The following is a 21,677-nucleotide window of genomic DNA, read 5'->3' as shown; positions in this document are numbered from 1 at the left end:
TATTATTTAGTTTTTTTCGATTAAAGTATAGGGTTGTACTTGGTCGTTAATATCTTTGAATTCTATCATAATATTATTTCCCTTTGTTGTAAGCCCTTCAAGCGAAAATTCTAATTTATTTACCCCATTTTTCAGGAGAACTTTACCATTATTAAGTCTTCCTAATAATGATGTGCCAACCCCTGCTGTTGTAAAACCATAATCATAAACTGCAGATGTATTGTCATAAGAACTGTACATTGCATTTACGGTTACGATGATACCTTCTGTTGATTGTCCCCCTACAATTTTTTTCGAGAATTCAAGAGAAGAAAAATCGAATACCATTTTTGACGGGCTTACTCTAATCGTAACTTTTGAAGGATATTGATCATGATCACAAGATGATTTAGAATCATCATTATGCTTTTCTTGAATATATAAAACATAGTTTCCAGGCTTGCTAAATACTTCATTAATATTCCCATAACCGGAGCTCAAAACACCTCCAGCATTGTTTTTTATATCCCAACCTGTATAGGTATCTAATGAGTAAGAAAATGGTATACCGTAACTTAGAATAACACTTTCTTCTCTTTTATTATTTGTATTTTCACTATGCTGAGCAAATACTGTACTTACACTCAAAAGAAGCATCAGTACGATTGATTTGCACAAAGCTAAAGATGAAATTTGTTTGATCATTTTTTAAATTTTATTTATACTTTTTATGTTGATTTTAAATCATAATTAAGTAAAACACAGAAATATATTATGTAATATTTCAGTACTTTTTTATCTTATCAAATTAGAATCATTGTTTTAAGACTATCTAGCCCATACTTGTGGAGGAGGCCTTATTCGAAAGGATTTAAATAAATAATCGCAAAAACGAGCATTATAACTATATTGATTTAATATAAAAGTGAAAAATAATGTACTAAGCCCCAATAGAAACATTAATAAAAGGAGAGCCTTCCCAGAAAAACTATAATTCACTAAAGTAAAAATCTCATTATCATCAATTTTCCCACTATGAAAAGACTCATTAGGGTTTTTATAAAAAAAGTCTACCTTGATTTTCTTTACATAGTTTACTTTTTTATGCGACTTCGTAATTTTCTGATTGACAATATGCGTTTTAGCTTCTTTTACTTTTGGCAGTTCGTCTTCATCAATAATTGTGGCATTCGTAACGGCATTATTATCAACTACTGCAGCACCTTTTGATACGTAGATTAAAGGTCTAGCCTCTCGCTCTTCATATATTATCGAATCTCCCTGCACAACTATACCATCCTCATGAAGAGAAGCAGGAAATGCCCATGAACTTAAAAACAACAGAAGAAAAAACAGATTCTTATTTGTGTAAAAAAACATACGTTTATCAAATAAAAATACGAGTCTCTTTTTCTGCCCAATCTTATTAAGATTAAGTTCAAGCGACGTTTGTAAGAGATACAAAAGTTTAGAAAACAACATTAATATATTACCAATAAATGATTAAAAAACTCAACTAATTACTTTGTAAAAGTTTTTAACATATTGTATATTAACTAATTTGGTGTTTTTATAAAATATAATCGGAAATAGCCATCTTAACAAAAAAAATCAACACATAGTGATAAAAATATTGTTTTTTTGCTTTTGAAAAATCAATTCTTGAGATTGCTTATGAATTAGGCTTTAGACATATGCAATATTTTCTCAAATCTACTTTTGAAACTTTTCTATATTATTCTAATTTACACTCAGTGCTGTAAAATTTCCTGAAACTACGATTTCGAATGCAATCACCTCATAATGAAGCCTCAAAGTATCGTAATCAATCGTTCTATACTTTGTGATTCTGACCAAGGATATGTCTGTAATACGTCTTAGCTAAACCGACAGATTGCAATTCGTTCACAGGAAATCTGGTGAGAGATTCTGAGACTGTCATGAATATACTGTAATAATAATCGTCGATATTGAGGATTTTGTTGTTGATAATCATTTCGCAAAATTGTTGTTACAAACTTATTTTCTTAATCCGTAAGGAACTTTTTATACCATTGAAAAGTAAAAGAGTAATGTACCGTAATTTTTATCCGGCAACTTTATAAGTTTGCAGTTTTTTTTATAGTTAGACACAGTTATTTAGTTTGGTACCCCAAAAATATCAAATTAAATTAGAAGCTCACTCAGTATTTTCACCTAATGGTGTATAAGATGCTTTATTTAGAATAATTACAAATTAGAACAAGACTTAATATTGACTTATCACTATTGTTTATTTAATTTAGAAGTATTTTTAATAATTAAAATAATAAGATTTACAATACGTATTTTCACTGAACTTATCAACATGTCTATTTAAAGCCAAAACTAAACAATTACCCGTATTTTATGACTCGATTTTTTCAGTTGTTTCCCGAAGCCTACTTCAGGCCTATTGTTTAAAGTTTAAAAATTAAACTAAAATCTCACTTCATTTTGTATCTGATAATTTTATCAATTACATAAAATTGATTCTAAAAAAAAACGACATCCGCCTTTTGATATTTGTTACAGAAACCATCCTTTCATATTACAAAAAAAACCGACATCTGAAAATCTTTCATTCAGATGTCGGTTTTAATTTAATAAACACGGGTTATTAATACATATCTTAAAAACTACTTAGAACTTCTAAAATATTCTTATAAATAAAATTTAATTCTTCTGTACTGATACAATAAGGCGGAACCAAATACATCACATTTCCCAATGGACGCATAACAATCCCCCGAGACAGAAATTCATCATACAACTTTTTTCCTATTTCGTTAAAATAAGAGGTTTCTCCATTGTTTTTGATTTCCCAGGCTAAAATAGTACCTGTTTGTCTTACATTTTCAACTTTTGGATGTTGTTTTAAGATATTTGAAAAATGAAAATGCTGTTCCGAAATTCGTTGAATATTTTGTTGAGTTTCGTCATTCAATAGTAGCTCCATACTTGCTAAAGCTGCTGTACAAGCTAACGGATTTGCAGTAAAAGAGTGCCCATGAAATAAGGTTTTATATTTATCATCTGATAAAAATGCTTCAAAAATTTCATCCGAACAGGTTGTAATTCCCATAGGCATCGTTCCACCTGTCAAACCTTTAGAAAAACACATAATGTTTGGCTTTTCAGAAAGATGATTAGCTGCAAACAACTTTCCTGTCCTTCCAAAACCTGTAAAAACCTCATCCTGAATCATCAAAATTTCCTTTGCTCTGCAGAATTTCATTAATTCATCTAAATTTTCAGCATTGTACATTAACATCCCTGCTGCTCCCTGAATTAATGGCTCATAAATAAAACAAACCACCTCATCTTCATAACTTAAAATTTGAGATTTGAGGTCTTCTATATTTTCAGAAGTAGGAGTATCAATAAAAATTACCTCAAACAACATCTCTCCGAAAGGTTTCGTCCAAATACTTCTTCCACTCACCGACATTGCTCCGAAAGTATCGCCATGATACGCGTTTTTAAATGCTAAAATTTTTGTTTTCTCTTTTCCCTGATTGTAAGCATGCTGAATACACATTTTCAAAGCGACTTCCACCGCAGTCGAACCGTTATCAGAATAAAAAACTTTCTGCTGATTATCAGGAAGTAATTTCAATAAATTTTCAGAAAGCTGTATCGCCGGTTCATGCGTAAAACCTGCAAAAATAACCTGTTCTAAAGTATGTAACTGCTCAGAAACTCTTTGTGCAATATAAGGATGCGCATGACCATGAAGCGTCACCCACCATGAAGACACCGCATCAATATAACTATTTCCTTTATCATCAAAAAGATGAACTCCTTTTCCTTTAACGATGGGAATTGCATCATCTGCAGTTTTCATTTGAGTATACGGATGCCAATTTACCGCTCGATCTCGTTCTTGTAATGTCATCAATTATAGAATTTTGAGGTTAGAAACTAGAAGTCAGCTTTCCAGGTTTCAAATTGATCAATTGCTTTTTCGGATTGTCTTTTCATCGGTTTTAATCCTAAAGTTTGTAGCATTTGCATATCTTCCGAAACTCCCGGGTTTGGAGTCACCAGTAAAGTTTCTCTTTCTCCGGTAAAAATAGAATTAGCTCCTGCCATAAAACACCAACCCTGCTCGAATTCTGTCATTTCAATTCTTCCTGCACTTAGACGAACCATCGATGAAGGCATCACAATTCTTGCGGTAGCAATCATTCTTACCATTTCCCAGGTATCAGTTTTTTCATTATTCTCAAGAGGAGTTCCTGCAACTCTTGCCAAAGCATTGATGGGAACAGATTCAGGATGTTTTGGCATTGTAGCCAATGTTAACAGCATTGAAATTCTGTCTCCATGTGTTTCACCCAAACCGATAATTCCACCCGAACAAACTGTAATTCCTGCTTTTCTGACGTTGTTGATGGTATTAATTCTATTATCAAAAGTTCTTGTAGAAATTATCTCTTCATAATATTGCTCTGAAGTATCCAAATTGTGATTGTAAGCATACAAACCAGCCTGCTCAAGACGAACAGCTTGTTCTTCGGTCAACATTCCGAGCGTACAGCAAACTTCAAGACCTAGCTCATTCACGCCTTTTACCATATCGATGACACGGTCAAAATCACGATTATTTCGCACTTCTCTCCATGCTGCGGCCATACAAAAACGGGAAGAGCCGTTGTCTTTTGCTTTTTGGGCATGCTCAATCACTTTTTCGGTGGGTAATAATGCTTGAACTTTAATATTGGTGTGATAACGCGCTGCTTGTCCGCAATACGAACAATCCTCAACGCAACCACCTGTTTTTATCGATAATAATGTTGACATTTGTACCTCTTCAGGATTATACCATTCTCTATGAACGGTTGCTGCTTTATAAATAAGCTCAAGCAAAGGAAGATTATAAATTTGCTCTATTTCATCTTTCGTCCAATCATTTCTCAATTTTGTTTTATCTATCATATTTTTTCTAATTGTTTTGTAATACTTTCTATTGTTATTTTTTCTACCTCCGGAATTCTTATGATTTTGGTTTCCTGTTGAATATTTTTGCAGATTATTCTTTCTGTATCCCACGGAAAACTTCCATTTAAAATCAAATATTCCAGCTTTATATTTCTTTGTTTTAAAATCATCAGCGACAATAAAGTATGATTGATACATCCTAAATAATTTCTGACGACCAAAGCAACGGGAAGGTTTAGCTTTTCTATTAAATCTATAATAAACTCATCCTCAGAAATAGGAACCATTAATCCTCCTGCTCCTTCTACAATTAGATTATTTTGAGTTTCAGGAAGTTTAAAATCATTACTGTTAATTAAAATCCCTTCTTCAAAAGCCGACTGATGAGGTGATGCAGCTAATTTCAATCGATATTTTTCCGGATGAATAATTACATTTTCACCTACCCATTTTTTAATTTTCATACTGTCTGAAAAATGTAAGTCTCCAGACTGAATAGGTTTCCAATAATCTGCTTTAAAGTGTTTTACTAGAATTGCCGAACAAACAGTTTTTCCTATTTCAGTACCAATACCTGTGACGAAAAGTTTTCTTTGTTCTAAATTTTGTATTTCTAATTTTTCTTTTTTTATATCCATATTTTACCCATCTCATTTGTCATTCCGTAGGAATCTAGACCATTTTTTTAGAATTATTTTAAATTATAATTGCTTAAATTCCTCCAGAATGACAAAAGTGACACTCTTTTTTACATTAAATAAAATCTTTAATAATCTTAGTCAAACCAATAATTTCTTCTTCTGTATTGAAGCTGTGAAGACAAATTCTCAATCTTTCTGTTCCTTCTTTTACCGTAGGACTAAAAACGGCATAGGTTAAAAAACCTTCATGTAATAAAGTTTCCTGCAAATCTTTCAACCGATGATTATCAGGTATTAAAACTGCCTGAATCGGGCTGTTTGAAGATGGAGTTTTTATATTTTGTTGGTGAAAAATTTTAATATTTCGCTGTAATTTGAGGGATAAATCTTTGTTTGCTTTAAAAAATTCATACCCTGTTTTGATACTTCTCCACTGAATATCCTGGGCCGCCGTGGTGTAAATAAAAGGCGATGCAAAATTGACAAGATAAGATTTGATAATTTCATTACTTACAATAGCTGCTCCGTGCGAGCCGAGCGCTTTTCCGTACGTGATAACCGTTGCCAGAACCTTGGTTTGCAATTGATATTTTTCAACCAATCCGTATCCAAAAACTCCAAAAGCATGAGCTTCATCTACAATTAAAAAAGCATTGTATTTTTTAGCGATTTCAGTAATTTCCTCAATCGGAGCAAAATCTCCATCCATAGAATAAAGGCTTTCTATCGCGACATAACAATTTTCTTTTTGCCTTTTTAAAATTTGTTCTAAATCCTTAACATCATTATGCTTAAATTTCAATTTTCTTGCATGTGACATTTTGCAGGCATCATGTACAGAACGATGAATTTTCTCATCAACTATAATGGTATCATGACGGTTTGGAAGCGTAGAAAACAAGGCTAAATTGGCATTATATCCTGAAGAAAAAAGCAATGCAGATGCATATTTATGTTCTTTTGAAATAAACTCCTCTGTTTCGATAACCTCAGTACTATTTCCACTTATCAATCGTGAACCGGTACTTCCTGAAAGCAAATGAGGATTGTCATTAATCTCTTTTAACAATAGATTCTGCAAATCTTTATTTCTTGCAAATCCCAAATAATCATTAGAATAAAAATCGATACCTTCAGATTTAGGTTTTAATATTCTTAATGTTTGATTTGCTTTCCTCTTATCAAGAGCTTCCTGAAAATGATTGAGATGATTAAGCATAATCAAGCTTCATCACGTCTTCTGTTATTGCATTAACCCAATGAATATGCAAATCTTTTTCAATTTTTATAATCTCTTCTGCATGAGGTTTCCAATCTTCAGAAAACTCATCTAGTTGATGAATCATTTCTTCCAAATGTCCTTCTTCTTCCAGTATAATCGATTTTACCATCACTTTAGAATTGGTTTTGGTAAGAACTTCCTGATACACGGGATACAATTCATCAGCTCTAACTTCAATGGCATACGTCACAAAAAGATAGGCTGCATATTTTAGCTCTTCTTTTGTTAAATCAAAATGATGATGAAGATATTTACAAGCTTTTACATCCAAAGCATGAAGATATTGGCGTGTTGCGGTCGAAGCTAAAAGCTCGCTACTTTCATAATTTTTGCACCATTCAGCATTGATTTTCCCAATTTGCTTTTTGAGGTAATACGCATGACGATGCTCTTCACAAGCATGTTTCAACTGTATTAAACTTACTTTTGTAGAATGCTCACAGGCAGAAATTTTTCTCGCTCCCGCATTCTCCATAAAAGAAAGCGTATTGAGCCATTTTGCATGAGATTTATTATCACTGACGATTTTATCAATAAGATTATAAAATTCCATTACTATTTATTTTGTGCCAAAAGTAGTATATTGCCGGATGGTTAAGTTGTACCAGTTTCAACATTATGAGTAGTCCGGTTGAGTTTCCTTATGAGAGTTTTATTTTAATCAATAGAAGTTCAGAGATTTCTATTTACATGCAGGTTTCAAATCAATTGATTAATGCAATACAAAGAGGCGTTTTACCATTTGGCATAAAACTTCCTGGAACAAGAGCTTTAAGTATCATTTTACAGGTTCATAGAAACACAATTATTGCCGCTTATGATGAATTGTTTGCTCAAGGCTGGGTAGAGAGTCTTCCGAATAAAGGAACTTTTGTTATCGGGAAAAATCAGGAAAAACCATTTCAAATTAAAGATTTTGAGAAGAATAATCTTGAACATTACCCCAAATCGACAGGTTTTTCTTTTAAAACTTCAAACATTTTAGATAATCCGTTTGAATATTCTGATTGCGAATATATTTTCAACGACGGAGTTCCGGATATCCGTTTAACACAAATTGACCATCATTCCCGAATTTACAGCTCTATTCTAAAAAGGAAAGCCCACAAAATAGGACAATACAATCAGGATGGAAGTGAATTTTTCAAGAAAAACCTTTCAGAATTTTTAAATCTGTCAAGAGGCTTACCTATTTCAAAAAATAACCTTTTGATTACGAGAAGCACTGAAATGAGTATTTATATTGTTTCAGAAATTTTACTTTCGGCGGGAGATGTTGTTTTGGTTGGAGCATTAAGCTATTTCTCAGTCAACATGATTTTTCAAAAAGCAGGAGTAAACATCCAGACTATTTCGATTGATGATGAAGGAATTAATGTAGAAGAAGTAAGAGAAGCCTGTAAGAAGCAGAAAATAAGAATGCTTTACCTTACTCCACATCACCACTATCCTACTACGGTCACTTTGAGTGCAAAAAGAAGGCTCGAACTTCTAAATCTTGCGAATGAATTTGGTTTTATCATTCTCGAAGATGATTACGATTATGACTTTCACTATGACAAAAGTCCCATTCTTCCTTTGGCAAGCGCAGATACCAACGGAATGGTCATCTATATAGGGTCTTTTGGAAAATCCTTGGTACCAGGTTTCCGAACGGGATTTATTGTCGCTCCCGAAAATCTGATGACGGAAATGCGAAAATATTTAGGAATTATAGACCGACAAGGCGATGTTCTGATGGAACACGTTTTGGGAGAAATGATTGCTGAAGGAGAAATCAATCGCTATCTAAAAAAATCGTTAAAAACCTATCAGGAAAGAAGAGATTATTTTGTCTCTCTTTTAGAACAAAACTTAAGTGACTACATTCATTTTCAAAAGCCAACAGGAGGTTTGGCGGTATGGATGAAGTGGAAAATCCCGGTTAATCTAATGCAACTTAGCAGAAACTGTGCTCAAAACAATCTTTTCATTCCAAAAACCTTGCTTTATCAGAATAAAAACCTCACAGCAATGCGATTGGGTTTTGGAAATTTAAATCTAAATGAAATGGATAAAAGCATTGAAATTTTATCTAAAAATATCAAATTACTGTCTTGATTTTTAGGATTGAAAGTATAATTTATTTTTGAATCTTTTTAACAGCAAAAGCATCAAAAGAAATGATTGAAAAAAGAGAAATTCAAAAGTTTACAAAATGTAAAACTTAATTTCAAAAGAAACCTTATCAAGGTTAATAATTCGCATATTTATTAACCTTGACAAGGTTGACATAACCAAAGAGTCACACAAATCTTCACTGATAATTGGGAATAAAATCTCATATAAAATTAAACCATTAAGATTTAATTAAGAAGTTGAGAATATTAAGTTGAGCTTCACTATAAGCAAGTTGCTTGTAAAAAATCTATTTGATTTTCTTAATAAAACTTAACTTCTTAAATCACCTTAATGGTCGAATTTTAAAATACTCAATAATAAAAATCTGAGTAATCTGCGGTAAGACATTTCCCGTTAAAATACTGAATTCTAGAACATCAATTATTTAAAATTCAGACTTCAGAACTTTCAATAATTCGACTTGTTGGTTGACATCATTTTTACTGCTTATTAAATTATAATTTGCCTGAAGCCAGTTATTTCTCACCACAAAAAAAGTGTAAGCATCCATTAAACCTTCTTTGTATTTTTCTTCAGATTTCTGAAAAGACAGTTTTTGGTTTTCAAAATTCAACTCCAACAAACTGTATTTTTCCTGTGCATTCAGAAACTGAACTTTTATGGAGTTAATAGATTTGGTCAAATCATTAATAATTAAATCTTTGCTATAGTTGAAATTTATAACATTTAATTTTGCTATTTCTACATTATTTTTGATTTGAAACTTATTAAAAATCGGAATATTCAAACCAAAAGAAATCGATTGGTTTTTATTCTGACTAAACTGGTCCGAAAAGCTCGTGTTAGAAAGAGAATTATTACCTAAAGATTTATTGTAAAAAGTAGACCAGCTATAATTACCGTTAAGTGTGGGAAGGTAAGCCGATTTTTCAATATCAATGCTTTTTTCCTGCGTTGCAATCTCAGCAACAACAGTTTTATAAGCGGGATTATTTTCTATTAATTTATTGGTAAAATCAGTATTATTAAAATCTTCCTGCATGAGAGAAACATCATCAGTCATCACAAAATCGACAGAATCGTTTGTCATATTCAATGCATTAAGAAGGTTTATTTTTGCCAGATCACGTTGATTTTTTGCAGAAACCCATTGCTCTTGTAATGTTCCTAGATTTGCTTTAATATCGTAAACATCACTTTTAGAACGGCTTCCTATTTCAACTTCTTTTTCGGTACGTTTGATTTGTTCTTCAATTCCCGCAATCTGTGTTTCTAATACTTCAAGCCAGCTTTTACTGTTTTGATAAGTGAAAAAATTCTGAATTACATTAAATTTCACTTCATTCTGAGCCTGTTTAAGTCTGTATGTACTTGTATTTTTATTAAGCTTAGACAATGAAATATTCAAATAATTTCTCCAGTTAAACAATTCAATATTTGCCTGAGCAATAACTTGGTCGTATTGTGTATTAAGCGTTTCTCTTTGATTGCTCGACTGATTAATTGACGAGCCTAAACTATAGCTGTGATTCACACCTGCATTCACTGATGGAAGCAACATTCCTTTTGAAGCCGCAATTTGTCGGTCATTTTTCTGAATATTGACAGTAGCCTGTTTTATCAGCGGATGATTTATCGAAGCGTAATCGAGACATTGTTTGAGTGTCCAACTTTGCTGAGCCGGAAAAAGATTGATGATTAAAATAAAGAGTAGTTTTTTCATAATTAGCTAATGGTTAATTATTAATTGTTAATGGTTATCATTGGTAATTAACCATTAACAATTATCATTCGTATTTCAGATATTTTACAAGATTTACTTTTGTAGCCTGATACGCTTTAATGCTTACCACTGCGAAAGTTAAAGTCAATAGTAAAATCATACTCAGAATGAATGGAAAAACAGGCATATCTATTCGGTAGGCAAAATCTTTCAGCCACTCATTCATCAGATAGTAACTGATTGGAATACTTATTAAAACAGCGATTAAGGTAATCCAAAGGAATTGTTTGGTCAATCCAACAACTAAAACTCCGTCTGATGCGCCTAAAGTCTTTTTAATGGCTACATCTTTTAATTTTTGCTCAATCATTAATGAAGATAAAGCGAATAATCCTAATAAAGCAACCATTAACACCATGGCATTGAGAATAGTGAAAAGCGTTTGTTGTTTTTGATACGTTTCAAAAGTTTTTGCAAATTGCTTATCTATAAAATAAGAATTGAATGGGTAGCCCTGTTCTACACTATTTTGCCAATAGGTTTTGATTCTTTTCACCGTTCCCTCAATATCATCTGCTTTTAATTTTAATTGAATATTACCTACGTTATATCGTTTCCAGCTAGTTTCTCTGTAATGGAAAAATATCATGGGTTCCACTTCGCTTTTCAAGTTTCTGATATTGAAATCTTTTGTAATTCCTATAATGTGATACGCTTTATTATCAAACCCAGGTCTTATTTCTCTTTTCATTGCCTGCTCATCTGTCCAGCCAAATTTTCTAAGAAAAGCTTCGTTTACCAAAGCATTATTAATAGTATCTGAAGATAATTTAGGATTTAACCAACGTCCTTTAAGTAATTTAACGCCCATAAATTGGGGATAATTATAATCCATAGAGCCGTGGCGAGCCTGAATACTTGTATTCAGATAATCCATATTTGAACTACTCTGATTATTAGTTCCGGGAGGCGCCTCGGCAAACGAAATACTTTCCACACCTGGAATTTTTGCCATTTCCGTTCTCAGTCTCTCATACTTCAACCATGGTTTTCCATTATTATCTTCATTAAAATTAATCTGAAAAACCTGATTTCCATTGAAGCCCAAATCCTTATTCATCATATGTTTTACTTGTTGATTAACAATCAATCCACCGATGATAAAAAAGGACGAAATAATAAGCTGTAAAGTCAGAATTCCGTTTCTTAGCCAAACCCCGTTTTTACTTCTGGCAAAATTTCCTTTCAAGGTTTCTATTGCTTTGAAATTGGATAAATATAAAGCAGGAATAAGCCCAGAAACAACCGTAACCAAAGCCACCATTGCAAATGAATAGAAGTAAACGTGCCAATCGTTCATTACAATTTCTTTGTCATAAAACTTGTTGAGACTTGGTAAAAGAAGCTCTGTTAAAGCCAGAGATAAAAGATATGAAACAAAACAGATTAAGAAAGTTTCCAGTAAAAACTGAAGAACAAGATTAGATTTCGTACTACCTATTGCTTTTCTTACCCCAATCTCCTTGGCTCTTTGAGAAGCCTGAGCGGTTTTTAGATTGATAAAATTAATGGCTGATAAAATCACAATCAGAACAGAAAGTGTAAATAAAATCATTAGTGATTTGAAATCGGGTTTTCCGAACCAAGTCATTTCTGAATGCAATTTTATTCTCTCGAGTGGCGTAAGCAATGAATCAGTTGGTCCATACGTATCAATAAACTGTTGAGGTGTCATTCCTGCATCTTTAGAAATTTTTGCCCGCATCATAATAATATCGAGGAATTTTTTCTCAAAACTTCTTGGGTCTGCTCCTTTTTTCAACAGAAAGAAACACCCATAATTGAAATTTCCCCAAGATTCTTTATCATTTTTCATTTGTTCAACAGGTTTGAAAATGAAATCCGGTTTTATCTGGCTGTTTCCTTTTGGTAATTCGTAAACCGCTGTAACAATGTAATCTGTAGTATTAATTTTAATCGTTTCGCCGGCAACATGAGTTTTCCCGAAAAGATTTTTTGCCACAACATTAGAAATAGCAATATTATTATCATTTTTAAGAACATCTTTATAGCTTCCTGCTACCAACTTGAATGGAAATAAATTGAAAAAATTCTCAGACACAGCGCTTCCTCCTTCCTGATAAGCCGTTTTATTTTTTGTGATCATTTTGTAGGAGATATCTGTACCACTCATCAAAGCATAATCCTGAACTTCAGAAATCCGTTTCAATGCATTTTCAGCTAAAGGAATAGAAATAGCACCGCCATAACTATTATCTTTTTTGTAATGCGTCTGAAAATAATAAATATCATCTTTTTTAGGATTCCATCTTTCGTAAGATTCTTCGTCATTCCAATGCATCAGGATGAGCATAAATCCAGTCAATCCGATGGTCAATCCGAATAAATTGATAATCGTGGAAAGCCAATTCTTTTTATAGTTGATGAAGGCAATTTTGAGCCAGTTTTGTAACATAATTTTTATAATTAGAAATTATTAATGGTTAATGATGATGAAGAATTAATAATTAACCGAAATTTGTGGCATCTGCTTTTTCGAAAACATCTTTTCTCTGAGAAGAATGCTCTTCGCTGAAAATCTCACCATCTTTCATATTCACAATTCTGGATGCGTAACCTGCATCGTAAGAAGAGTGCGTTACCATTGCAATGGTAGAACCTTCTCTGTGAAGTTCTGCCAGAAGATTCATTACTTCATTTCCGTTTGAACTGTCTAGGTTTCCTGTTGGCTCATCGGCAAGAATCAATTTTGGTTTTGTAACTAAAGCTCTCGCAACCGCCGCTCTTTGTTGTTGACCTCCTGAAAGTTGCTGTGGATAATGCTTTGCTCGATGAGCAATATTTATTTTCTCCATAATTTCTTCTACACGCTTTTTTCTTTCGGAAGAAGAAACACCATTGTAAATCAAAGGCAATTCTATATTTTCAAAAACTGTTAATTCATCAATCAGATTAAAATTCTGGAAGATAAAACCGATATTTTTTTTCCTGATGTCTGATTTTTTCTTTTCAGAAGTTCCCACTGTTTCTATGATTTCAAACTGATAAGAACCGGAAGAAGCACAGTCTAGCAACCCAAGAATATTAAGAAAAGTAGATTTCCCACAACCTGAAGGTCCCATTATGGCTACAAATTCACCTTCTTTTATCGTTAAGCTTACATTGTTGAGTGCATTGGTTTGCACCTCTTCTGTTTTATATGTTTTAGAAAGGTTTTGAATATTTATCATTATGGTATTATTTAAAATTTATAGTTTGTTTGTGAATTAGGTTACAAAATATCGATTGTTCCGCCAGAATCTCTGCTTGCAGAAAATTTGACTCCTGACAAGGTTTTATATCTGATTTTTGCTAATGAATTTGCAGATGCTGTCAATTCTTTAGAAACACTTAAACTTACCGAAGAAGCCGATCTTGCGTCTACCAATGCTTCGGTAATATTAGCTTCAGTGGCAATAACTTTAGAAGCCTGTTCTGAATTGATTCTCGCTTTTGAAATTTTCCCCTGAATATCTATTGTGCTTGCCGATTTCGCATGCAAGACAAGGTTTTCTGTATTGATGGTTCCTGAAACCAAGCTTCCGGATTCTGTCGTGATAAACACTTGTTTTGCATTAGAATCACCATAAATTTTCCCTCCACTCACTGTAGAAAATTTTTGAATATCAAAATCATCCTTAATTTTTACAACAGAGCCAATTCCTGCACTCACAGATTTGATATCTTTTGCATAAACAATAATTTTAGTATCCACATTTTCTAACGACTGTCCACTTTTGTAGGCAATCTTCAATACGCTGTTTTTCACATTTACTTCTACGAATTGAAGATAATTGCTTTTAATCACAACTTTTTCTTCGATAGATTTTACCACTTCAACATCAAAAACCATATCAGAAGCAATGCCATCAAAATGCTCTAAGGCGATGGTTTTTGTTTCGATTTGAGAAGATTTAATGCCTTGATTTTCTATATAAAAATTAAGGTTTCCAGAAACCTGAAAAGACTGTGTTGCAAAAGTGGTAAGAAATAATATTGCTAAAGTTTTCATAGGTATATTTTATTTTGTCTTAAATTTTATCACGGTTTCCTTTAAAGGATAGCCTTCTTTTGATTTAAACCTACTATCGGTAAATACAAATTCATATTCGGTATTCGGTTTCATTTCTGTTAAGAGTTTAATACCCCTATGGTTATTAACAAAACCTTCATTTTTTGTCAGAGGAAAATGTTCTTTTCCTGTACTTCCCATGTTTATAGAAGATGATTCTGCCATTTCTCTATCAAAATTAATAGTGATTTCTTTAATCGCAGGGTCTACATCATTTTTGTTCCAGATATCGGGAGAAATTGACACTACTTTAGGTTGTTTTTTTTCATAATCACTAATAAGAGTACTCATTTTTGGAGATAATTGATTATAAAAAGAGATAATCTCGGGATAAAAACTTTCTAATGAAGGATATTTTTTTCTGTCATTTTTATACTTTCCAAGCAAATCCACCAATTCTTTCATCCAAAGAAATTTTCTTTTTTCTTGTATTAAAATTTCTTCATCTATATCTTTTTGCGAATATTTATTATCCATCATATATTGAATGACAGCAGCTCTTACCAAGCTTTCATTAATCATCGTTTCCCAGTTTCCATAGGCTTGAGATTCCATATCTTCTTTCACCAATGCATAAATAATTTCACCTGAATTTTTCAATTTGGAGGCATTCTCATTCATCTCCAAAATATAATTGACAAATGAATGGTTGAACTCATGAATAAGTAAAGGCTGAAACTCATTTTTATCAAATTTCACATTTCCTTCTTTATCAAACGACCATATTCCTACTACCGCATTTACAATTTCTTTCTGTTTTTCTGGATGTGTTTTAATTCCATAATTTCCACCACCATTTCCATAACCTAAAATGATTTTATAGTCTTCATTAGCTTTTTTACCATAAAATTTAGAATACCAATCTTGATTAAAATCATACAAAATTGTCATTTGATATTCACTTTCTGCTTTTTGATAATCTCCAGAATGATTGTTAAAAAATTGCTGGAAATTGGTCTTTTTATAAAATTGATTCAACAAAGAAACAAACTGCTTTTTGTCTACTTTTTCCCATCTTTTATCCAAAGAATTTACTTTTTCTTTTATCTGGCTAAATTTTCCTTTTTTAAAAGATAAATGAAGTGCCATCGACATCACGGCATCATATCCCAAACCGTTTTTGTTTCTGTTTTCTTTAATAAATTCAATAATTTCTGAATTTTTGTAGGGTTCAAAATAGGTGTTGATATCTGTTGTATATTTCTTATTGTAATTCTGGCTATATTCTTCAGCTCCTGCCAATCGAAAAACAATACTTACAATTTCTACTCTTTCATCTACTTTAGGAGTTAATTTTTCTTGTGAGAAGTTTAAAATTGAAATAAGAAGAATACTTAATCCCAAAAGTTTTTTAATCAAAATCATGTTTATTTATTTTTTAATATCAAGAATTTCATATTTTTTCAGTTCAGAATAATCAGAAGTAATAATCTTTTCGCCCGGTTTCAAACCTGAAACCACTTCATAATACATCGGATTTTCTCTTCCCAAACTGATGTTTCTTTTTTCAGCCTTGTTGCCTTTCACTACAAAAATCCATTTTCCGTTGGTGTCTTTATAGAAATTCCCTTTCGGAATCATCATACTTTGTGTATCGGCTGACAATTTCAGTTTCACCCCGAAGGTCATTCCTATTTTCAAGTTTTCAGGTTTTACATCAACAAAATTAAGCTCTGCAGAAAACTGTCCGTCTTTTACTTCCGGTAAAATTTTAGCGACAATCACTTCGTATTCTTTTCCGTTGTTATCCAAACTTCCTTTAATACCAACCTGGAGTTTATTGATATAATATTCATCAATTTTGGCAATCAGTTTGTATCCGCCCATCAAATCTATTTTTCCGATGCTTTCTCCAGTTGTTAAGTTTTGCCCAAGAGAAATATTAAATGACGATAATCTTCCTGAAGCCGGCGACATAATCAGGAAATTATTTTTATTTGACTTCAAAATATTCAGACTTTTTTCCATTTGGTTGATAGAATTATTAATAGCTGCAAACTGGGAATTTCTCGAGGCCTTTTCATTTGAACTTCCTTTTTCTACGATTTGCTTTCTTTGTTTCTGATAGTTCAGATTTTGAAGAGCCACATCATAATCAGTTTTCTTTCCGATTTCTGCTTCATACAATCTTTTCTGAAGATTATAAGTCTGCAAAGCTGTATTGTAATCGTTTTGTGATTGCAATAATTCTTTATCCTGATTAAATTCTTGATTTTTCAGTTCCAAAAGCGAACTCCTCATTTGGCTTATCTGTTGCATAATTCCGGTTTCCTGATTCAGATAATTAAATTCTGTATTCGGATTATAAACTCGCGCAATTGGTTGACCTTTCATCAGCATCTGACCATCTTCCGCAAAAATTTCTTTTACTGCACCACCTTCCAAAACATTTACCAGAGAAGAGTTGAGAGACTGTGTTTGTGCAGTCAACATCAACATATCTTCAAATTTCTCATTCGTTACTTCATCTATTGTAATATCTTCTGATTTTACATTATACGATTTTTTCTGATTGAGAAAATACCACCCAAAAACAAAAACTCCCAAAACTGAAGCAAGGATAATTAATATTAATTTTAGTTTAGATTTCTTTTTTACTATTTTCGTATCCATATTTAGATAACATCTTTATTTATAACTAATTACACAATACACTTGCCAGAGATTTAAGACTTTATAACTTCCTGTAAATGTGATTACATATTAATTAATAAATTTTAAAACTGTTCATTATCGAACACTTTTTGTGCGAAAATGGACACATTGAGTATAAATGATGAATTATAATTGATAAATAATTTTAGAATTAAGTACTATTTGAAACAATTTAATGACATTAGAAAGCTCTCAAGAAATTAATTGCTAAATTACAATGATTGAAACCAAATGACCATTAAAAATTATGGCTAAAAAATCACAAAACTTACAATCAACCGATAATCAATCGGGATTTTCAAATGAAAAACTGTTTGTTGATTTATCACAATTGATAGAGCAAAGCCGCCATCAGGTAGCAATGCAAGCCAACAGCACACTTACCGTTTTATTTTGGCAGGTTGGAAAACGCATCAATGATGATATTCTCCAAAATCAACGTGCAGAATATGGAAAACAAATTGTTCCGACAGTGTCGACACAATTGGAACATCATTATGGGCGTAATTTTACTGAAAGGAACGTAAGACGAATGATGCAGTTTGCAGAACAATTCCAAGAATTAGAAATTGTGTCGCCACTGGCTACACAATTGAGTTGGTCACATTTTACAGAATTACTCCCTTTGAAAACTTATGAAGCCAAATTATTTTATGCTCAATTATCTATCGAAGGAAAATTTGGAAAAAGAGAGCTTCGTAAACAAATTGCCAGCAAAGCATTTGAACGCACCGAAATTGTCAATATTCAGGTAACTCAAAATGAAAATTTCCCCATCAATACTTTTAAAGATCCTTATCTTTTAGATTTTCTAGGGCTACAAAATGGTTATTTAGAAAAAGACGTTGAAACTGCTATTCTTTCAGAATTAGAAAAATTCATTTTAGAATTAGGGAAAGGATTTGCTTTTGTGGAACGTCAAAAAAGAATGATTATCGATGGTGAAGATTTTTATCTTGACCTTTTATTTTATCACCGTTCTTTAAAAAGACTCGTGGCAATCGAATTAAAATTGGGGAAATTTCAGGCAAAACATAAAGGTCAAATGGAATTATATCTAAAATGGCTTGATAAAAATGAACGTCAAGAAGGAGAAGAAACTCCAATAGGATTAATACTTTGTGCTGAAAGCAGCAAAGAACAAGTAGAATTATTGGAAATGCACAAAGACGGAATTATAGTTTCTGAATATTGGACTGAATTACCATCAAAAAAAGAACTCGAAAGAAAATTACATGTAGCTCTAATCGAAGCAAGAGAACGTTTTGAGCGAAAAAAATTATTATAATTTTATTATCTTAAAAATGCGAAAAAAAGAATCTCATATACTAATTGTGGATGACGACGAAGATATTTTATTTTCGGCAAGAGTCTGGCTCAAGAAATTTTTTACGGAAGTAAGTTGTCTCAGTCAACCAAAAAACATTATAAAATTTTTGTCTGAACATCAAATTGACACTGTTCTTTTGGATATGAATTTCCGGAAAGGTTTTGAAAACGGAAAAGACGGATTATACTGGATGCAGGAAATCAGAACTCTGGAACCACAACTTCCGATTATTCTGATGACCGCTTACGGTGAAGTTGAATTGGCTGTAGAAGCTTTAAAAAACGGAGCTTCAGATTTTATTTTGAAACCCTGGAATAACGAAAAACTATATGCTTCTGTAAATTTAGCCGTTGATATTTCTCGAAAGAATAAAAAACTGAATCAATGGGAAAACATCAGTCTAAAAACTAATCAATATCAGTTGGAGACTCTGTCTCAATCAATGAAAGAAGTGATGAGCCAAATTGAAAGAGTTTCTGCAACGGACGCAAACGTTTTGCTTTTAGGAGAAAACGGAACCGGAAAATATGTTTTGGCAGAACATATCCACGAATTATCTGAAAGAAAAAATCAACCATTCGTTCACATCGATTTGGGAAGTCTTTCTGAGAATCTTTTTGAAGCTGAACTTTTTGGTTATAAAAAAGGTGCGTTTACAGATGCTCATCAGGATTACGCCGGAAAAATAGAAAATGCAGAAAATGGAACAGTTTTTCTTGACGAAATCGGAAACCTTCCCCTTCATCTTCAGACTAAATTATTAAGCTTAATTCAGAATAGAAAACTATCTAGACTGGGAGAAAGTAAAGAACGATTACTGGACGTAAGATTTATTTTTGCAACCAATGAAAATCTCAAAAAGGCAGTTTCTGAAAATAGATTCAGAAAAGATTTATATTATAGAATCAATACTGTAGAATTGCAAATTCCGAGTTTGAGAGAACGGATTGAAGATATCCCTAATCTTGCTGATTATTTTCTGGAAAAATACAAACAGAAATATCACAAGCCTGATTTAAGTTTAAATGAATCGATTCTCCATGAGCTTAAAAAATATTCTTGGCCGGGAAATATTCGCGAACTAGACCATTGTATAGAAAGAAGTGTCATTCTTTCTAACGAGAAAAATCTGAAATTACTGATGCCTCAAGATGAAGAATCTGAAAGCACAATCGTCAATCTGAACATCGAAGAAATGGAAGAAATTCTTATAAAAAAAGCGTTAAAAAAACACCGTGGAAATATTTCTTTGGCGGCTGAGGATTTAGGATTATCAAGAGCTGCACTTTACAGAAGAATGGAAAAATTTGAATTGTGAATTGATGGATTTTAAAATTGATAATACTGAAACACTTCGACAAGCTCAGTGTGACAAATCTAATACTAAATGTCAATTTTTAAACATTGTCAGGCTGAGCTTGTCGAAGCCTTAGATAAATAAACGGACATTCATATAAATTAATAATGAATAAAAATAAAATAATCTGGCTAATAATTATTCTGCTGGCAATAATCAGTGGGATTTTTTCATTTGATTTTTATATGCAAAGCAAGTGGATTAACTTCGGTTTATTTAGCAGTATAACTATTGGATGCATCTTTTTTGCTCAGACATTAGCGTTGTCTTATATTCAAAAAACCGAAAAAATACTTTTGGCAATTCAGAAAAAAGATTTTTCCTTGTTTCCGAAAAATGAAGAAAATAGTTTAGTTGATAGCGCTGTAAAACTCTATTATCAAAGTAAGGAAGAGCATCTTTCACATTCTTCGTACAAGCTTTTGTATGAAGAAATCTTGAGTCAGTTAGAAATTGGGTTAATGATTCTTTCCAAAAAAAATAATCAGTGGGAAGTCTTTTATGTAAACCCTGTTTTTCTGGAAATCTTACAAATTCCAAAGTATAATTCCTGGAATCTTTATGAAAATAAAACCCCTAATTTTTATAAAATAATTGAAAAAACGGGATACGAAAACTCTCAGGAATTTTTTGATATTTCAATTAACGAAAATACAAAACAGTCATTTTCTCTAAGGACCAAAAAGGTTGAAAATATAAAAAACCGCTTCTGCATTATCAGTTTAGAGTCTGTTCAGAAAATTATTGAGCAAAAAGAAAAACTGGCTTGGAACAATCTGATGAAAGTAATTTCTCATGAGCTTCTCAATACTTTGACGCCAGTCAACAGTTTGATTCAAAATTTGGAATACATTGCCAATCAGGAAATCATCGAAAAAGAAGACCAACAAGATATGAAGGAAAGCTTGATGATTATCAATTCAAAATCGAAACAATTGCTGAATTTCGTGGATGATTACAGACAGGTTGCAGAGTTGCCAAAACCGGTTTCTAAAATAATTTCTTTAACTCATATTGTAGAATCTGCCCTTAATTTTCTGAAACCAGAATTTGAAAAAAATAATATTACAATCATCAACTCATTAGAGAATCAAACTATTTTTGCAGACCAGAAAATGATTGAAAGATGTCTCATCAATCTTTATCTCAATGCAATCTATGCCGTCGCGGATAATTCAAAAAAAATCATCAAAACAGAAATAAAAACTCTGAACAAACGTATTCTTTTAAGCGTAGAAGATAATGGAATAGGTATTCCAAACGAAATTAAAGATAAAATTTTCCTTCCGTTTTTTACTACAAGAATCAGTGGTTCCGGAATAGGATTAACACTCAGTAAAAGTATTATTGAAGCTCATAAAGGTTATTTGAATTATAAGCCTTTGGAAAAAGGAAGCCGGTTTGAAATTTGGTTTTTAAAATAAGCATCTTATTAAATTGGTTAAAAAATGAGATTATTTTTATGGATAAACAAGATTGTCATTTTATTGAAAAT

At 32.1% G+C, this 21,677-nt stretch carries 18 protein-coding genes; 4 read left to right on the top strand and 14 right to left on the bottom strand.

Annotated features, from left to right (window positions below; genetic code table 11):
- Nucleotides 1-6: 6 nt before the first annotated feature.
- The 8 genes from LO744_RS07545 to LO744_RS07510 all read right to left on the bottom strand — a co-directional run bounded on the left by LO744_RS07545 (nt 7) and on the right by LO744_RS07510 (nt 7,417).
- The gene (locus LO744_RS07545; RefSeq protein WP_230668478.1) at nt 7-684 is read right to left on the bottom strand and encodes a hypothetical protein; all 678 of its coding nucleotides are present in this window, start codon (nt 682-684) and stop codon (nt 7-9) included.
- 123 nt (nt 685-807) lie between these two features.
- Nucleotides 808-1,359 carry a hypothetical protein gene (locus LO744_RS07540; protein ID WP_230668477.1) on the bottom strand — a complete coding sequence of 184 codons (552 nt, stop codon included), beginning with the start codon at nt 1,357-1,359 and terminating at the stop codon, nt 808-810.
- 454 nt (nt 1,360-1,813) lie between these two features.
- A complete protein-coding gene (locus LO744_RS07535; protein ID WP_230668476.1) occupies nt 1,814-1,975 on the bottom strand; it encodes a hypothetical protein in 162 nt (53 codons plus the stop codon).
- Nucleotides 1,976-2,629: 654 nt separating this feature from the next.
- Nucleotides 2,630-3,895 carry an adenosylmethionine--8-amino-7-oxononanoate transaminase gene (bioA, locus tag LO744_RS07530; protein ID WP_230668475.1) on the bottom strand — a complete coding sequence of 422 codons (1,266 nt, stop codon included), beginning with the start codon at nt 3,893-3,895 and terminating at the stop codon, nt 2,630-2,632.
- Nucleotides 3,896-3,921: 26 nt separating this feature from the next.
- Entirely contained in the window at nt 3,922-4,938 is a 1,017-nt protein-coding gene (gene bioB / locus LO744_RS07525) for a biotin synthase BioB (RefSeq protein WP_230668474.1), read from the bottom strand.
- Entirely contained in the window at nt 4,935-5,579 is a 645-nt protein-coding gene (bioD, locus tag LO744_RS07520; RefSeq protein ID WP_230668473.1) for a dethiobiotin synthase, read from the bottom strand. Before bioD ends, bioB begins: the two co-directional genes overlap by 4 nt.
- A gap of 115 nt (nt 5,580-5,694) precedes the next feature.
- The gene (locus LO744_RS07515) at nt 5,695-6,801 is read right to left on the bottom strand and encodes an aminotransferase class I/II-fold pyridoxal phosphate-dependent enzyme (protein WP_230668472.1); all 1,107 of its coding nucleotides are present in this window, start codon (nt 6,799-6,801) and stop codon (nt 5,695-5,697) included.
- A complete protein-coding gene (locus LO744_RS07510; RefSeq protein ID WP_230668471.1) occupies nt 6,794-7,417 on the bottom strand; it encodes a hypothetical protein in 624 nt (207 codons plus the stop codon). Before LO744_RS07510 ends, LO744_RS07515 begins: the two co-directional genes overlap by 8 nt.
- Nucleotides 7,418-7,482: 65 nt before the next feature.
- Here LO744_RS07510 and LO744_RS07505 point away from each other — a divergent pair, with 65 nt between their 5' ends.
- Nucleotides 7,483-8,964, top strand: a complete 1,482-nt coding sequence (locus LO744_RS07505; RefSeq protein ID WP_230668470.1) for an aminotransferase-like domain-containing protein — start codon at nt 7,483-7,485, stop codon at nt 8,962-8,964.
- Nucleotides 8,965-9,409: 445 nt separating this feature from the next.
- Here the strand turns inward: LO744_RS07505 and LO744_RS07500 are convergent, their stop codons facing one another.
- From LO744_RS07500 to LO744_RS07475, 6 genes are all read right to left on the bottom strand, one after another.
- Nucleotides 9,410-10,708 carry a TolC family protein gene (locus LO744_RS07500; protein ID WP_230668469.1) on the bottom strand — a complete coding sequence of 433 codons (1,299 nt, stop codon included), beginning with the start codon at nt 10,706-10,708 and terminating at the stop codon, nt 9,410-9,412.
- Between the two features lie 64 nt (nt 10,709-10,772).
- A complete protein-coding gene (locus tag LO744_RS07495; RefSeq protein ID WP_230668468.1) occupies nt 10,773-13,184 on the bottom strand; it encodes an ABC transporter permease in 2,412 nt (803 codons plus the stop codon).
- Between the two features lie 52 nt (nt 13,185-13,236).
- Entirely contained in the window at nt 13,237-13,959 is a 723-nt protein-coding gene (locus LO744_RS07490; protein ID WP_230668467.1) for an ABC transporter ATP-binding protein, read from the bottom strand.
- 41 nt (nt 13,960-14,000) lie between these two features.
- The gene (locus tag LO744_RS07485; protein ID WP_230668466.1) at nt 14,001-14,780 is read right to left on the bottom strand and encodes a GIN domain-containing protein; all 780 of its coding nucleotides are present in this window, start codon (nt 14,778-14,780) and stop codon (nt 14,001-14,003) included.
- Nucleotides 14,781-14,789: 9 nt separating this feature from the next.
- Nucleotides 14,790-16,205 (bottom strand): DUF4932 domain-containing protein, encoded by a 1,416-nt coding sequence (locus LO744_RS07480; RefSeq protein ID WP_230668465.1) that lies wholly within the window; start codon nt 16,203-16,205, stop codon nt 14,790-14,792.
- Nucleotides 16,206-16,211: 6 nt separating this feature from the next.
- Entirely contained in the window at nt 16,212-17,453 is a 1,242-nt protein-coding gene (locus LO744_RS07475) for an efflux RND transporter periplasmic adaptor subunit (protein ID WP_230668464.1), read from the bottom strand.
- 289 nt (nt 17,454-17,742) lie between these two features.
- Here LO744_RS07475 and LO744_RS07470 point away from each other — a divergent pair, with 289 nt between their 5' ends.
- From LO744_RS07470 to LO744_RS07460, 3 genes are all read left to right on the top strand, one after another.
- Nucleotides 17,743-18,783 (top strand): PDDEXK nuclease domain-containing protein, encoded by a 1,041-nt coding sequence (locus LO744_RS07470; protein ID WP_230668463.1) that lies wholly within the window; start codon nt 17,743-17,745, stop codon nt 18,781-18,783.
- 16 nt (nt 18,784-18,799) lie between these two features.
- Nucleotides 18,800-20,143 (top strand): sigma-54-dependent transcriptional regulator, encoded by a 1,344-nt coding sequence (locus LO744_RS07465; protein ID WP_230668462.1) that lies wholly within the window; start codon nt 18,800-18,802, stop codon nt 20,141-20,143.
- A 335-nt stretch (nt 20,144-20,478) separates the two neighbouring features.
- The gene (locus LO744_RS07460) at nt 20,479-21,606 is read left to right on the top strand and encodes a sensor histidine kinase (protein ID WP_230668461.1); all 1,128 of its coding nucleotides are present in this window, start codon (nt 20,479-20,481) and stop codon (nt 21,604-21,606) included.
- Nucleotides 21,607-21,677 lie beyond the last annotated feature (71 nt).

It is taken from the genome of Chryseobacterium turcicum (assembly GCF_021010565.1).
GTDB lineage: Bacteria > Bacteroidota > Bacteroidia > Flavobacteriales > Weeksellaceae > Chryseobacterium > Chryseobacterium turcicum.
The sequence above is the reverse complement of the archived record's forward strand: the minus strand, read 5'-3'. Positions and strand labels throughout refer to the sequence as shown.

Excerpts from the sequence above, each read along its gene's own strand:
- LO744_RS07545 (WP_230668478.1), bottom strand. The coding sequence starts at position 684 with ATGATCAAACAAATTTCATCTTTAGCTTTGTGCAAATCAATCGTACTG.
- LO744_RS07540 (WP_230668477.1), bottom strand. The coding sequence starts at position 1,359 with ATGTTTTTTTACACAAATAAGAATCTGTTTTTTCTTCTGTTGTTTTTA.
- LO744_RS07535 (WP_230668476.1), bottom strand. The coding sequence starts at position 1,975 with ATGATTATCAACAACAAAATCCTCAATATCGACGATTATTATTACAGT.
- bioA (WP_230668475.1), bottom strand. The coding sequence starts at position 3,895 with ATGACATTACAAGAACGAGATCGAGCGGTAAATTGGCATCCGTATACT.
- bioB (WP_230668474.1), bottom strand. The coding sequence starts at position 4,938 with ATGATAGATAAAACAAAATTGAGAAATGATTGGACGAAAGATGAAATA.
- bioD (WP_230668473.1), bottom strand. The coding sequence starts at position 5,579 with ATGGATATAAAAAAAGAAAAATTAGAAATACAAAATTTAGAACAAAGA.
- LO744_RS07515 (WP_230668472.1), bottom strand. The coding sequence starts at position 6,801 with ATGCTTAATCATCTCAATCATTTTCAGGAAGCTCTTGATAAGAGGAAA.
- LO744_RS07510 (WP_230668471.1), bottom strand. The coding sequence starts at position 7,417 with ATGGAATTTTATAATCTTATTGATAAAATCGTCAGTGATAATAAATCT.
- LO744_RS07505 (WP_230668470.1), top strand. The coding sequence starts at position 7,483 with ATGAGTAGTCCGGTTGAGTTTCCTTATGAGAGTTTTATTTTAATCAAT.
- LO744_RS07500 (WP_230668469.1), bottom strand. The coding sequence starts at position 10,708 with ATGAAAAAACTACTCTTTATTTTAATCATCAATCTTTTTCCGGCTCAG.
- LO744_RS07495 (WP_230668468.1), bottom strand. The coding sequence starts at position 13,184 with ATGTTACAAAACTGGCTCAAAATTGCCTTCATCAACTATAAAAAGAAT.
- LO744_RS07490 (WP_230668467.1), bottom strand. The coding sequence starts at position 13,959 with ATGATAAATATTCAAAACCTTTCTAAAACATATAAAACAGAAGAGGTG.
- LO744_RS07485 (WP_230668466.1), bottom strand. The coding sequence starts at position 14,780 with ATGAAAACTTTAGCAATATTATTTCTTACCACTTTTGCAACACAGTCT.
- LO744_RS07480 (WP_230668465.1), bottom strand. The coding sequence starts at position 16,205 with ATGATTTTGATTAAAAAACTTTTGGGATTAAGTATTCTTCTTATTTCA.
- LO744_RS07475 (WP_230668464.1), bottom strand. The coding sequence starts at position 17,453 with ATGGATACGAAAATAGTAAAAAAGAAATCTAAACTAAAATTAATATTA.
- LO744_RS07470 (WP_230668463.1), top strand. The coding sequence starts at position 17,743 with ATGGCTAAAAAATCACAAAACTTACAATCAACCGATAATCAATCGGGA.
- LO744_RS07465 (WP_230668462.1), top strand. The coding sequence starts at position 18,800 with ATGCGAAAAAAAGAATCTCATATACTAATTGTGGATGACGACGAAGAT.